This is a genomic window from Hyella patelloides LEGE 07179, from assembly GCF_900659865.1.
Lineage (GTDB): Bacteria > Cyanobacteriota > Cyanobacteriia > Cyanobacteriales > Xenococcaceae > Hyella > Hyella patelloides.
In genome coordinates this window covers 15257-29048 of sequence record NZ_LR213831.1, presented here as the reverse complement: position 1 = coordinate 29048, position 13792 = coordinate 15257, and the positions used below count along the sequence as shown (strand labels likewise).

Annotated in this window: 13 protein-coding genes; 10 read left to right on the top strand and 3 right to left on the bottom strand. The window is 36.9% G+C overall.

Annotation, left to right across the window (positions count from 1 at the left end; all coding sequences use genetic code 11):
* Nucleotides 1-282: 282 nt before the first annotated feature.
* The 7 genes from H1P_RS12470 (at nucleotide 283) to H1P_RS12440 (ending at nucleotide 5082) form a co-directional block, all read left to right on the top strand.
* Nucleotides 283-567: a hypothetical protein gene (locus tag H1P_RS12470; protein ID WP_144867523.1), complete on the top strand. Its 285-nt coding sequence runs from the start codon at nucleotides 283-285 to the stop codon at nucleotides 565-567.
* An 89-nt stretch (nucleotides 568-656) separates the two neighbouring features.
* Complete coding sequence (locus tag H1P_RS12465; protein ID WP_144867521.1) at nucleotides 657-899, top strand: hypothetical protein; 243 nt, start codon at nucleotides 657-659, stop codon at nucleotides 897-899.
* 145 nt (nucleotides 900-1044) lie between these two features.
* A complete protein-coding gene (locus tag H1P_RS12460; RefSeq protein WP_144867519.1) occupies nucleotides 1045-1524 on the top strand; it encodes a DUF4112 domain-containing protein in 480 nt (159 codons plus the stop codon).
* Nucleotides 1525-1753: 229 nt separating this feature from the next.
* Nucleotides 1754-2209, top strand: a complete 456-nt coding sequence (locus tag H1P_RS12455) for a CAP domain-containing protein (protein ID WP_144867518.1) — start codon at nucleotides 1754-1756, stop codon at nucleotides 2207-2209.
* Nucleotides 2210-2384: 175 nt separating this feature from the next.
* Nucleotides 2385-2612 (top strand): hypothetical protein, encoded by a 228-nt coding sequence (locus tag H1P_RS12450; RefSeq protein ID WP_144867516.1) that lies wholly within the window; start codon nucleotides 2385-2387, stop codon nucleotides 2610-2612.
* 399 nt (nucleotides 2613-3011) lie between these two features.
* Complete coding sequence (locus tag H1P_RS12445; protein WP_144867514.1) at nucleotides 3012-4661, top strand: hypothetical protein; 1650 nt, start codon at nucleotides 3012-3014, stop codon at nucleotides 4659-4661.
* Nucleotides 4662-4680: 19 nt separating this feature from the next.
* A complete protein-coding gene (locus H1P_RS12440) occupies nucleotides 4681-5082 on the top strand; it encodes a Uma2 family endonuclease (RefSeq protein WP_144867512.1) in 402 nt (133 codons plus the stop codon).
* Between the two features lie 50 nt (nucleotides 5083-5132).
* On the opposite strand, the gene H1P_RS12435 is transcribed toward H1P_RS12440, so the two are convergent.
* The gene (locus tag H1P_RS12435) at nucleotides 5133-6017 is read right to left on the bottom strand and encodes a tetratricopeptide repeat protein (protein ID WP_144867510.1); all 885 of its coding nucleotides are present in this window, start codon (nucleotides 6015-6017) and stop codon (nucleotides 5133-5135) included.
* Nucleotides 6018-6094: 77 nt separating this feature from the next.
* Here H1P_RS12435 and H1P_RS12430 point away from each other — a divergent pair, with 77 nt between their 5' ends.
* The gene (locus H1P_RS12430; protein WP_144867508.1) at nucleotides 6095-6310 is read left to right on the top strand and encodes a SinI family restriction endonuclease; all 216 of its coding nucleotides are present in this window, start codon (nucleotides 6095-6097) and stop codon (nucleotides 6308-6310) included.
* Between the two features lie 33 nt (nucleotides 6311-6343).
* On the opposite strand, the gene H1P_RS12425 is transcribed toward H1P_RS12430, so the two are convergent.
* Together H1P_RS12425 and H1P_RS12420 are read right to left on the bottom strand one after the other, a co-directional pair.
* The gene (locus tag H1P_RS12425; RefSeq protein ID WP_144867506.1) at nucleotides 6344-7762 is read right to left on the bottom strand and encodes a DNA cytosine methyltransferase; all 1419 of its coding nucleotides are present in this window, start codon (nucleotides 7760-7762) and stop codon (nucleotides 6344-6346) included.
* A gap of 580 nt (nucleotides 7763-8342) precedes the next feature.
* The gene (locus H1P_RS12420) at nucleotides 8343-8699 is read right to left on the bottom strand and encodes a hypothetical protein (protein WP_144867504.1); all 357 of its coding nucleotides are present in this window, start codon (nucleotides 8697-8699) and stop codon (nucleotides 8343-8345) included.
* A gap of 116 nt (nucleotides 8700-8815) precedes the next feature.
* Here H1P_RS12420 and H1P_RS12415 point away from each other — a divergent pair, with 116 nt between their 5' ends.
* Together H1P_RS12415 and H1P_RS12410 are read left to right on the top strand one after the other, a co-directional pair.
* A complete protein-coding gene (locus H1P_RS12415; protein ID WP_144867502.1) occupies nucleotides 8816-11314 on the top strand; it encodes an O-antigen ligase family protein in 2499 nt (832 codons plus the stop codon).
* A gap of 159 nt (nucleotides 11315-11473) precedes the next feature.
* Nucleotides 11474-13486: an FAD-dependent oxidoreductase gene (locus tag H1P_RS12410; RefSeq protein WP_144867500.1), complete on the top strand. Its 2013-nt coding sequence runs from the start codon at nucleotides 11474-11476 to the stop codon at nucleotides 13484-13486.
* Nucleotides 13487-13792 lie beyond the last annotated feature (306 nt).

Genomic DNA, 13792 nt, shown 5'->3' with positions numbered 1-13792 from the left:
GCGAAAAAAAAAACGTGTGCTGATGATCGGCAGAAATTTAATCTGCACTCTAATTTTAGAGAACAGTAAAATCCCAAAAACTTTACTGGCAAAGACTTTGAACCACTTTTGAACCAAGGCGAAAAAACGATTTTTTTTTCTTGTGCGGATCATCGGCAGAAATTCAAGTGGAGCAGTTTATCGTTAAAAATGTAAAAGAAAAACAGGGCAAAGAACATACAGCTAACTTCAGCTTTCTCCACTCTGCTTTTCCCGAAAAATAATAGCACAACCCATCTTACCATGAAAGAAAACTCAATAAATAGATATCAATTTAGCCTTAAGACAGGCTCGATAGCCGTAGTAGCTCTTGTTCTCAGCACTACTATTGCAGAAGCCAAAGTTCTGAACAAAGACGAATTAGCCTATGGGGTCACCAATCCCGTACCTAGCTGTAATGGTGATAGCTATGACCCTTATGGCGGACGTATGGATGAATTTCTTGATCCAGAGGACGATCTTGAACATATGGATAGACTCTTTGAATCTATGGGAGGTGAGCGTTTAGACGATCCTTGTTATCGATAAGACCGCTAACAAACTCTTTCTCAGTTAACTCGCTTGCGCAGATGCGCAAGCCCACAACTTCTAAATATTGAACTCATAAGGAGAATACTATGAAACGTCAATCAACTCTTCTGATTTTAGCCAGTGCAACCTTAACTTTAACCATCGCTCTACCCGTACTTGCTCAAAATTACACAAGTAGATGGGCTTGTCACCTGAAACACCGCGATAATCAGTACGTAGGTAAGGTCGAACCTTGGTGGGCTAAAACTAAAGGAGATGCTGAGTGGGCGTGCAATGCCTGGATTTCTGAATGCGGTAACAATGGTGGTTGCTGGGCTCGTCGTATTTAATTCTCATAGGGCTTAAACAAAAATTAAGCTAATAGCTTATCGGTTTAAGCCCTTTGAAATAATTCGCTCCATCACCCATATTTCAACGTTGTGCTGTGGCAGTGGCTGGTGTCACGACTATAAATGTAGACCTTCATCTAAATATATGTCGCAACTAAAACCATCACCTCGGATCGACAAATTCCATAATCTCCGTCGTCTTTCTCAATTACTAGATAATGCTATTCCCATTCCTGGAACTCCCTATCGTATAGGAATAGACCCCATTTTAGGATTACTTCCTGGTGGTGGTGATACTCTGGCAGGAGCATTGTCCGCTTATATTGTTGTCGAAGCTGCGCGGATGGGATTACCTCGCCAAGTAATCGGGCAAATGGTCGCTAATCTTCTCTTAGATTCAGTAATAGGTGTAGTTCCCGTTTTAGGCGATCTTTTTGATGTTGGTTGGAAAGCCAATGTCAGAAATATGGCTTTATTGAAACAACATTTACCCCAAACTCAATATCATCCAGAAAGCGATCGCTTATTTGTAATGGGATTGATATTAACTTTAGCAGTTATTGTGATGGGATTTACTACTTTAACTGTTGTCTTAATTCGTTGGCTTTGGAATTTACTATTTTAACTGTTGTTTTAAGAGGAATGGAAGAAGATTTCAGCTTTCATGATTGGGTAGTCTCCAGCAAACAAGAACTATCGTTAGCGTCGCATTAACTTGAAAGGCGATCGAGATGATTCGGTTAATACTACGGCGTTTAATCAATAATCGACGGCAGAGAAAATTCAAGCTCAACACTGCCGAATATTAATTGATGAATACATAGGAATCACCACTAATTAATTGACTAATCACTATGAAAAATAAATTGAATGTAATTATTGCAAGTATGTCACTGGCAATAGTAGGTGGCATCTGTCTTAGTGCGCCAGAAATTACCAATGCTAAGACCAAGACAACATCGGAAACAACTTTATTAGCACAAAACCGATGTCAAGTAAATCAGTTTGAAAATCGAGTTTTTCAATTGACGAACTCTATCCGCCAAAGAAACGGTTTAAGATCGTTGACATGGAATTGCCAATTGATTACAGCAGCCAAAAGTCATAGTCAAACTATGGCTAGAAGTAGAAGAATGTTTCACAGTAATTTTAATCTGGCGGAAAATGTAGCTCGTGGACAACAAAGTCCAGAACAGGTTGTAAATGATTGGATGAATAGTCCTGGGCATCGTAGAAATATTCTCAATCGTAATGTAACTCAGATTGGAGTCGGTTTTGATAACGGAGCTTGGACTCAAGTATTTAGGTAATAGATCTGGCTTTAAATGAACAAGTCTTAGTTCAACAATGCTTACGAAAAGTTCGTACTAAAACCTAAGCCATTGAAGATAAACACAACCATTAATTTTACAAAGGAGAAAAATCATGTTTGGTAATAAAAAAGGGAAACAAAAAAAGGCAAGTCCCCAGAATCGGAAAAACAGTATGAATCGGAAAGCAAATATTAAACAACAGAAAAGGGGAGTTTATCCTGGACATCAATGTTTCAACGCAGACGATGATCGTACATACTATAGTCGAAAAAAAGTCAACGGTCACTCTGAAGGTAACAAATGGATTAAGAATGTACTTAAGAAGTATAATTATACTATAAAAGTAGTAGGAAAACCTTTCGTGCAGAATAGACCACCTGTAGGAGGCGTTCCTGAATGAAGGTATGATTTAGCAAAAATGCGATCGCATACAAGACAAAAGTTTCCAGTTCATCTAACTCTCGGAACCGTAACAAATTAACATGAATTAATTGTTGTATGCTAGGGCTATTTTATTCTAAAAATGTTCAAAATGCGCTCAAGACCATACTTACATTTTAGCGATCGCTCTTTGCCATATTGTTGAACCCTGCATCCCGATATAAATTCAGAGCTAAATTACGGGCGGGAGCGCAAGTGCTGCTGAAAGCAGTTCGCCATAAATTGAAGTGAATATAGTCTTTGATGGCGACTATTAGCTTTGTCGATCGCCCTAACAGTGCAGGCGATCGACCTTCATTAATCTCTCAATTTGATACCTAAATCCCTTCCTAATATTAGACGTAGAAATTAAATAACCATGAAAAAAATTAAGAAGACTGTAGACTCTTTTGTGATAAGAGAACTAAATAGGGAATGGTTGAGTTTAGTCACAGCCCATGGAGGAACAGCAGCAAGCGGGCCAGTGGCTAAATTTGCCAAAAATGTGGAAGATGCCACAACAGTATCAGCTACTTTAGGGTCAACCCCGAAGGCAGACAATGCGCTCATGGGTAGTGGCGATATCAAGTTAGCAGCAGAACTAAACGTAGCTCAATTAGCTGGCTCGATCGCAGCATTGTCGAGCTTAGTGAATGTCTATTCTAGTGCAGTATATTTCAAGGGTAACTATAATATCGTCAAGAATAACTCCTTGAATTCTCTGGCAGATTTGCCACCAACCAGCGAGGCACAAAAAGTAGATAATGAGAAGAAAAAAAATTCAGCCCAGCTAAATTTAGTAGAGAATTCAGGGAGCTTGCTAACAGCATTAAATGGCATAGCAAATGGCATCACAACTTTGATAAGTAATATAGAAGTTTTGGCAGCTTCAACACCAGCAGCAACAACATTAAGCGCAACAACATTTGGAGTTGGTGGAGGATTGACATCTGTCTTAGAAGGACTTGGGGCGTTGCGTGCTTTGATAGCGGGTCAGAAAAAAGGGAAACAAAAACAAGCACTCTCTCAGATAGAAAAAGGCTTTAAGGCATTGCCAGAGTATGTCGAAACATTTGTCGAGAAACAGAAAAGCCAGAGAGCTAAAGTAATAGAAAGCTTAGCGACTGAAATCCAGCCAGAAACAGAATTTGAGCAGGAAATAGCCAAGTACACTAAAATAGCAGAATTATTCAGGAGAGACTTAATACCGCTCATAACATCTTCAGTAGAACTCCATAGTTCAAGAAAGCAGGAACTTTATACCAATGCCAGCTTAGGAAGTATGAGTGCCTTGGGTGGTGTCTTACTATCATTCGCCACCTTCGTGGGTACGGGTACGGCGATAACCACACCAGTAGGTTGGAGTGTTTCAGGGATAGGAGTAGCAGGCGCGATCGTAGTTGAGGTGGGCAAAAAAAAGCTGGAAAAATCCCGTAAGCAAACTGTAGAGCGGATGATACGCGAACGACAAGCATTATCAAGATACATAAACAAGAGCGAAATATTTATCCACGAAAAGGGTAGTTACGAGCAGCGTAAGATCATGAGAAACGGAATCTTGAAAGAATTGTCACAAAGAGAGCAAGCAATAGTAAATACCCCAGAAAAGATTCATGAGAGAGAAAATCACACCTGGTATCGGTTTAATTTCCCAGACGCTTCACGAAAGGGGCGACGCAAATTTTTGCACTTGATACAAGAAGACAAAAGTGGCAAGTTTACGATACGAGGAAGGTTAGAATACATAAACAATTACATTAATACCCATCGGTTGGCTCAGGTGGATGGCGTGGAGGTATTCTTAGGTATCCATACAGCACTGACCGATAGCAAGATAGGAAATATACAAGTACTAGGAGATGATGGTGCGATCGCCCTTAGTGATGCAATCAGGAAATTTCTCTCAACCAAGGGGATACCAGAAAGCGCAATAACAAGCATCGACTTGGAAAATAGGAACGACAATTTAAACGAAACGGTATCAGTACTTTTGAAGTCGCTTAAAAGAGGTGAACTCTCACCAATTTAGTAATTTATGAAATATTACCATGACTCAAACTATACCAAAATTATTAACATTTGAAGAATTTTTGCATTGGAAACCAGAAGGGAGACAATACGAATTATATGAAGGAATAAATGTTGAAATTCAACCCCCAGGAAAACATGAGGAAATTACTGGTTTCTTGACTACAGAATTGGCTGTGGAATTTAAAAGAATCAAGTTAATCAATTTAGAAAAAGCGATCGATAGACAGTCTGCTTATTCTCCTGATGTACTAATTTTAAATCGCCCCGCTTTAAAAAACGAAACTTTATGGGAGAAATATTCAACTGTTCAAACAGCAGAATCTATTCCTTTAATTATTGAAGTTGTCAGTACCAATTGGCGAGATGATTATCTAACTAAACTGAGAGATTATGAAGAAATTGGGGTTAAAGAATATTGAAGACTAGCTATTCTTAAAGCGATCGCAATTTAGTTGCTAACTATACGAAATCAAGTATTAATACGAGAAAGTAAAGCTTCGTAATCTGTTTTATTAGTTAAAGAGGCTGCTTTATCTAGCAATTGCTTTGATTCTTCTTTTGATTTATCCTGTTTTTGTAGGCAAACAGCTAAAAATACTAAAGAACACCAGTTTTGAGGATTACTAGCGATCGCTTTACGGAACATTAATTCTGCTTCTGAATAAAGTTCAGTACGAAACAATGGTGCTGCATTATTATGCCAAAGAGTGGATATTTGAGACGAATTTGCTAACTGTAGTCTTTCTATTGTCTCTATTTGTTCTTTAACTTGTGTTGTTATTTGAAGTGCTTGATTAATATCGTTGTTAGCTTCTAATAAGTTTAACTCTACTGCTGTAATTTCAAGTTTTATCCAGCTATTGTGTTCCCAGTTAGTATCCTCTAATAATATTTTTTTAAGTTGCTTAATTAAATTTGTTGCTAAATCATATTTTGCAGTAGTAATCAAGATTCTCGCTGCTGTTCTCAGATAGTAAAAACGAGCCAGCCTATTTTCGAGATTAGGTTTTGTATTGTTAATTAAAGTATTGAAAATATTAATCCAGTCATCAATACAATCGATTTGTAGCCAACATAATGCTTGAGTACCATCGTTCATTACTTCTAAAATTTGTTGAGAATTAAGATGAGAATCGATCGCCCAATCAAGGTAAGCTTTTTGTTGAGTAACTGCTTCTCTACAACGACGTAATAAAGCAAGATTATCTACTAAATTCCACCAACACCAAGCTTTTTCTGAAATTTTTAAATCCGATTTTAAATAAGTTGTCAGTAAATCAATAATTGTTTCTTTATTCCCTTGTCTATTATGGCTTTCTACCTGAAGACGAATTTGCTCAAAAGAATAGTTCATTGGTCAAAAGCGATCGCTGGTTAACAGTCAAATAAGATTTAAATTTTAGCAAAACTTGGAGAAAAGATATATAATGGTTGGCTCTACAAATCAAAAATAGAGATAATACTGAAAATTCATCAAGCAGTGCAATAAGTAATGGAACTCAGATCGAGAAATGGTTTCGTTCATTTTCCAAAAAAGGAGGTACGAACTGGAATAATTTACCCGAACTTATGCAAAGTTACAATCTTTCAGAAGCAGGGTTTATTGCTTTTGTCAAGACATATCTGCAAGCAGAAAAAAAAGATTAAATAAATGAGAAAAGACTTGTTTTAATCACAGAATTATTGTGAAATAAGCTCTTGTTGTTTATCAGTATTTTTGTATTTTTCTAGTTGCTGCAAAAATTGTTTTTCCCAATCTACATGACTTGTGTTTCGATAGCGAGAAAACTGAAAATCATTAAATTCGATTATTTCAACGCCATTGATTAAATTTTTAATTAACTTTCCCACTGCCAAACCCAAACTAACAGGAACAGCGTTTCCTACTTGTTTATATTGTTGAATAAGTGAACCTGCAAGTTCCCAATTATCGGGAAATTCTTGTATCCGTTTATATTCTTGGATTGATAATGGTCTATCTTCTTCAGGATGAGCCAAATCTGTTGCAGGCATAGCTGGATGTGTTACCAAAGTAGGAGATGGTTTATCCCAAGCTAATCTTCTTAAAAAGCCTGTTTTTCCACCTCCTAAATAATAGGATTTACCCATTGCCTCTTTTTGTAATTCTTCAGGTAAATAACGCCAATTTTGACCAGATATAAGTATTTTATAGTACTTTAAGCGTTTTTCTGGAAAATTGAGATGATCGTGTCTATCTATATTCTGAATACAAGTATGAAGAGTTTTCCACTTTGGTAATTCATATTCACCATTCTCTGAATGAGTTGGCACTAAAAAAGGTGCTGTTTCCTCATTTCTAGAGCAAATAATTATAACTCTTTCTCTTGTTTGGGGAGTTCCAAAATTTGCTGCATTATATAAATTGAAAGAGTAAGAATAACCATATTTTTTTAACTTACTGAGGATTAAATTTAGTGCCGATCCTTTAAGTTCTTCTTCGGAAAACTTCTCTTCTCTTTGGTGAGAGGCTTTATTTTTTAACGGACAAGATAATAACCCCCTAACATTCTCGATTACCAAATATTTAGGCTTTAGCGATAATGCTAGATCGATATATTTTAAAAATACATTTCCTCTATCGTCATGAAAAGCTTTTCTTTTTCCAGCAGTACTAAATGCTTGACATGGAGAGCCTCCCATAATTAAATCAATATCATCTTTACTGGTGAGTCTTGCAGCCTGCAAAATGTCGTCTGGTTCATAATTATTGATATCACCTAATAAAGCCGTATTTGGTCTATTTAAAGCGATTGTTTGCCTACAAGACTTATCTACTTCACAAGCAAGGCGAATGTTAAATCCAGCTTTTTCAATGCCTAAATCCAAACCCATTGCACCAGAAAAAAAACTTAGGGCAATTAGCTTTTGTTGTGCTTTAATCAAATTATTAGATGGGTAATCCTCAACTACCCTATGACCTGATAGAAGAGCGTACTTATTAAGGCTTTCTCGATCGACTATCCAAGTGTTGCCTATTTTTTCAGCAGTTATTTTCCCTTGTCTGCAAAGGGTTCTAACTCGCTGTTCACTAATTTTAAGTTGCACAGAAGCGTCTTTGATACTGATATGGGTACTCACTTTTAGTTTCCTAGCCGAAACTTTTGAATAGTACTAGCGTACTTATATTGACTCATATGTCAAGTATTAGGAGTAGTAAAAGTGTATAAATCAATCATGATTAATATCTGATGGTGTGAACTACTATCTGACTTTATTAATCGTAATGCAAAATTTGAATTAATTAAAATGCGATCGCTTTAAAGATTTTTTAAAAGTTATTATTTCTGCGATCGTTTACAAAATATATAAAGCTAAATCTTAATCCAATGTCAGATAAATCACAAAATTATTTTACTGATTTGAAATTCATAATGTATGAGATAATTTTTGATTAAATAAATATCAAGAAACTGAAAATTTAGAGTTATAAATAATAATTAAATCTATTTTGAAAGAAAGTTTAACTACTAAATTTAAATCACTAATTTCAAGATATTCAGGAATTAAGTTATCAATTAATTGGTTTTATTCTTTTCTTCTTTATTTTGCTTTATTTCTCTTTAACTTTACTTCATTTCATAACTATAGGTGTAAAAAAATTAAGTTATAACAAAAAAATGACTTAAATGCTTGATAAACCAATCAAACGTTCACCTATTTAATCAGTATTGATTATTTCGTTTTTAATCGTAACATTCTCTGCAACTCTAAAAAATAATCTTGACTCAATGCTACCTGTCGTTTCTGCTTCAATTACAAATATTGTATCTTCTGATTCCAGACTAACTATACTATTTAACCTTTCTTGTTCTTTTTTTGTACCCAATCGAAATTTGGCATGATAAAAATCGGTGGGACACTCAATATAAGTTACTCCATGAAATTCAATTTCATCAGTATGGGAATTAGGATAATCGAGATTGGTTCCTGCAATTAATTGTAATCGCCATCCATCAAACTTATTGAAACGGTAATCCCAGCAACTTAGTGAGTTTAATTGCTCTAATATTATCATTAAAAAAAATATTTTGTTATTAGTTATACGTAAAACTTTTGGCTCATCGATAATTCTGATTTCATTTAGGGAACTCTATTTAAAGCCAGCACTAACTATTAAATTCTTTAAATTAGATGAGTTCTCCATCAAAGAATCAATTATTTCTATCATGCCAAAAAATATTTAGGATTTTAACTGGTATTTTTTATGTTGTGTTTACTCTTGCTCCAGATAGCCATAGTTTGATGGTATTGTATCCCTTTGTTTCTTTGTGGCAAATAGGTTTACTGTTCCCCGTTTTTTGGTTGCTGTGTTTGCTATGGAATAGACAAGCATCTTTTTTAGGGAATGGATTTGATTGGTTGATGGGGTTAATAGTTGTTAGTGTTGCTCTATCTACTGTACGTGCTATATTTCCGCAACAGGCTATTTGGTATGGTTGGGTAGCTCTCTGTTTTGTAACTGCTATTTATGGGGTTAATTCTTGTTTGAAAACGCCAACCGCACGGTATCGGATGTTAGTGAAGCAAGGATATCTCAGTCTGGTTTTTATGATTGTTAGTTTAACTCTGTGGGTTAAAAATACTTTTTTACCAGAGTTGGAGCGTATCAACGATGCAAAACAACAGGGTGTGGTACTCAACTTTGATTTTTCTGTTTTAGAGTTGCGTAATTGGGCTCCTCTTGGACATCAAAATTACGTTGCTGGTTATCTTTTGCTTTGTTTTCCTGTACTGGTTTGGTTAATCATTGTTGAGCCTGGAAAAAGACGCTGGTTGTGGGTTAGCACATTATTTTTGGGAATAATCGATCTTTATACTACCAGTTCTCGCAGTGGTTGGTTGGGATTGGGGGTAATAATCGTAATCGGCTTAGTTGGTTTAGTATTTTTGAGTTCTATAAGTCGTATCTGGTTATTTTTTGGAAGTATTGGCAGTTTTTTATTGTTGATAGGGGTTATTTTGGCGAATAATCGATTTTTTGAGCTAATTACTGGAGTTATTAACGGGGAAAGTTCGGGAGAGATAGCCTATCGCACGATCAACATTGTCTTGGGTTATCGCATGGGAATGAGTCAATTTTTAACAGGAGTTGGTTTAGGTAATGTTCCGCTACTGTATCAAAAGTATCGTCCTTTTTGGGCTGGTGGAGAATCGGAGTTGGGTTTTCAACTGCATAGCACCCCTTTTCATTTATGGGCAGAATTAGGTATCTTAGCGGTTATTGGCGGATTATTAGTTTTTGTTTTACTAACTCTAGCTACAATTAAGCTCTTACGTTATCAAGCCAAGATTAGCTTTAACGACTATCTTTTAGGTTGGTGTATTTTAGCGAGTTTCCTCGGCTACGGAGTGATGAGTCTCACCGATTACCAGTTAGATAATGTCTGCATTAGTGGCATATTAATCATCTTGACTGCTTGTTTGAGTAATTTAATTCCTTCAGAAAACAAAGCATTACCAATTAAGGTTAAACCACAAATCTTGAGCTTAATAAGTTTCGGAGTCGCGATCGCTTTTATGATATGGTTATTTCCAGTGCATCGTGCTTGGCAATTGTCTAGTCAAGGATTTATTGCTTTATCACACAATGATTTTCAGCTTTTTCGCGAACGTTTAATTCAAGCTCATCAGATAGCACCTTGGGAGCCTTACTATAGTTATCAGCTAGGTTGGAATTTTGGGCAAATTGGACGTAAAACTAAAGATAAAGCGCAACAACAAGCATTGATCGCTGAAGCAATCCAATATTTCCGAAAAGCTAATGAAGCTTCTCCCTATCGGGAATTTGGACACAGCAACCTAGGCTGGTTGCTACTAAATGTTAATCCCCAAGAAGCTACTCAAGAGTTTGCTATTTCCGCCAAATTAGTACCAGCGAAAAAAGGAGTATTTTTTGGTTTGGGTTTGAGCCTGTTACAGCAAAATAAACCAGATTTAGCAGTAGAAGCTTTTAGTTTAGAGATTTTGCGAGATTCTTCTTTTCTTACTAGCCCTTTCTGGCGTAATCCCCAACTCAAACCTATTTATACCCAAATAATCAAGAATTTAGAACAAACTTATAATCAATGGTTGCAACAAGAGCCTAATAATATTATTTGGCATCGTGCCAGAGGTGGTGTTTACTGGTGGCAAGGTAAGATCGATGCAGCGTCTAGTGATTGGCAAGAATACGGTACAGACTTACAACAAATGATGCTTGCTATCGCTTCAGAAGAAAAAATAAAAGCTCAATTAAATACCTTCGCTGACTCTGCTGCTAAATCACTTCTTAATGCTTGGTTTAACCCTTCTCAACGCTCAGAATTAATTACTAAAGCTTGGTTGCAATCCCAAAATATACCCCTTCCAGAAACCGTTTTAAAACAATTGACCGTGACCATGGCAAAGTCTCCTAACCTAGAAACCTGGCTCAAATATAATGTACCTGTGTTTCCCTATTATCCCAAACGAATGGGTTTTGGGGTTATCAGTCGCCATATTGACGGAGTAACACCCTCGGATTATTATCTGGTAAGGGAGAATTTAGCGATCGCTAAATTCTTAGATCGATTATACCCCGATCTGCGTTACACTCCCAATTTAGATCGCAAATTACAACCCAGAAGAAAAGCATTATTCAAACAAATATGAACCTATCCCACTAATAAAAGTCTTTGAAGCCAGAGGTGAATACTTCCAAGAGCCAGAAATGCATCAAAATAAATCTTTTGAACCGCCTGTTTATTTGTTCATTGGTTGTTCTCAAGAATTCTTATAATAGAACGATTGCCGTAATTTCTTGAGATTTTTATGGGTTACAGAGCGTTAAATAATGGGTTGAAATCATTTTGGAGATGTTCTCTTGGTTTGCTGTTATGGCAATCTAGTTTGACTCCTAGTAATGCCCAATCATCTCCGAAACCTGACAAAGAGCTAGAATGCGAACTATTGGTGGTAGGAGGCGGTTTAGCGGGTGCTGCTGCTAGTTATGAGGCATTATTAGCAGGAAAAACCGTTTGCATGACCGAAATTACTGATTGGGTAGGGGGACAAATTTCTTCTCAAGGTACATCAGCATTGGATGAGAGGACTACTCAAAGAGAGCAATTGTTTTATCCTCGTGGTTACTTAGAATTACGAGATCGCATTGAAAACTTTTATGGCGAACTCAATCCTGGGGAATGTTGGGTTAGTGTGTCTTGTTTTTTCCCCGATGATGCCCACACTATATTACTGGAGCAGCTAAAAGATGCCGAAGCAGAAGGACAAGGGAAGTTACATTGGTTGCCAAATACGGTAATCAAAGATTTAGAAATTACAGGAAGAAAAATTACCAGTGCTGTTGCCATACAGCATCAACCACAGCCAGGAAAACCAAAACTAAATACTTATCCCCTTTCACGCACGATTGAAGATGCCTATACCTATGAAGACTCTGATTTATTAAAGAAAGAAATTATTAAATTAAATCCTGCTGCAACCACCACTGATTGGTATGTTATTGAAGCCACAGAAACAGGGGAAATAGTCGGTTTAGCTGATGTCCCTTATCGTTTGGGTATTGATGCACTCTCTCATTTAGAACCTTCGTCTTCCAGCCTGACTAACGATCCTTACTGTACCCAAGGGTTTACCTATACTTTTGCCATGGAAGCAACGGCAGAACCCCAAGAACATACCATGCCTTCTTTTTATATGCAGCATCACCAGTATTACAGCTATGAACTAGAAAGATTAGCCGATTTTGATTTAGTCTTTACATATCGCCGTATTTGGAGTCCCAACACAGGAGAGGAAGCCAATTTTAGAGGTGTTAAATTTACTGAACCCACCCCTGGAGATATCTCCATGCAAAACTGGACATGGGGTAATGATTATCGACCAGGAACATCGAAAGATAATCTAGTATATACAAGAAGGCAGCTAGAATTCACAGGACAATTAGAGCCTGGAGGCTGGTTAGGAGGATTACGGACAGAAACGCTACAAAAGGGAGAAGATCACGCATTAGGTTATTTTTACTGGTTAGTAGAAGGTACTACGGATTCTCAGCTAGGGGACGGGGTTAAAACACCCAATCCCAACCATCGTTTACTAGTGGGTTTAGATTCTCCTATGGGAACAGCCCACGGTTTATCGAAGTATCCTTATATGCGAGAAGGAAGAAGAATTATTGGTAGGGTATATCCTGGTTATTCCAACGGTTTTACTGTTACTGAGATTGATATTTCTCGGCGTAACTATCGGGAAGAATACTATGTTAATAATTTGGATGAGGTTACTTACCGTCAGTTATGGACAGCGATTGATGGTTTGGAAGCTGTGGCAAATAAAGATATGGACATCGATCGAATAGTGAGACGTACTCGCTCGACAATTTATCCTGATTCAATAGGTATTGGGCATTATGCGATCGATTTTCATCCCTGTATGAATGAGTATCCAGCAGAAAAACCAGGTAATACAGAAAGAGAAGGGGAAAGAAGAGGCGGAGGACAAGCTTATCCTTTTCAAATCCCTCTAAGAGCTATGATTCCCCAGAAAATAGATAATTTAATTGTCACAGGTAAGAGTATTGCTACAAGCCACATTGCAGCAGCAGCTTATCGGGTACATTCTTTTGAATGGTCTTCTGGTGCAGCAGCAGGAATCATTACATCCTATGCTTTGGAGAATGACATTATGATCTATGAGTTAATCGATGAAACTTACATCAGGGAAAAAGAATTACAGTCTTTACAAAAAATGTTAAATGAATCTGGTAATCCTACCGCTTTTCCAGATACCTCGATTTTCAATCAAGATTGGGAAGATTGGCAATAGTCAAATTATTAGTTGTTGGTTATTTCCTGACAACTAATATAGCAGTCAAATTATATTTAGAATAGATTGAATTTTGTCAGGCAAACGCTATCTGGGATAGATAAAATTGACGTTCTGCGATCGCTATTTGGGGAAATTGAGGACAAGGCGATCGCTTTTACTGAAAATAGCCTGTAAAGCTTGTGTTTCAGCAGCGATTTGGCGGGAACTCAATTGGTTGCCGAAACAGATTACACCTTCGATCTTAACGGACGGTTAACTGACTTAACACATCTTAATAATTCAGAGGCGATCGCTACTTATGAT

Coding starts and splice junctions, on each gene's coding strand:
- H1P_RS12470 (WP_144867523.1), top strand. CDS start 283: ATGAAAGAAAACTCAATAAATAGATATCAATTTAGCCTTAAGACAGGC.
- H1P_RS12410 (WP_144867500.1), top strand. CDS start 11,474: ATGGGTTACAGAGCGTTAAATAATGGGTTGAAATCATTTTGGAGATGT.
- H1P_RS12420 (WP_144867504.1), bottom strand. CDS start 8,699: ATGATAATATTAGAGCAATTAAACTCACTAAGTTGCTGGGATTACCGT.
- H1P_RS12455 (WP_144867518.1), top strand. CDS start 1,754: ATGAAAAATAAATTGAATGTAATTATTGCAAGTATGTCACTGGCAATA.
- H1P_RS12415 (WP_144867502.1), top strand. CDS start 8,816: ATGAGTTCTCCATCAAAGAATCAATTATTTCTATCATGCCAAAAAATA.
- H1P_RS12465 (WP_144867521.1), top strand. CDS start 657: ATGAAACGTCAATCAACTCTTCTGATTTTAGCCAGTGCAACCTTAACT.
- H1P_RS12460 (WP_144867519.1), top strand. CDS start 1,045: ATGTCGCAACTAAAACCATCACCTCGGATCGACAAATTCCATAATCTC.
- H1P_RS12445 (WP_144867514.1), top strand. CDS start 3,012: ATGAAAAAAATTAAGAAGACTGTAGACTCTTTTGTGATAAGAGAACTA.
- H1P_RS12435 (WP_144867510.1), bottom strand. CDS start 6,017: ATGAACTATTCTTTTGAGCAAATTCGTCTTCAGGTAGAAAGCCATAAT.
- H1P_RS12450 (WP_144867516.1), top strand. CDS start 2,385: ATGAATCGGAAAGCAAATATTAAACAACAGAAAAGGGGAGTTTATCCT.
- H1P_RS12440 (WP_144867512.1), top strand. CDS start 4,681: ATGACTCAAACTATACCAAAATTATTAACATTTGAAGAATTTTTGCAT.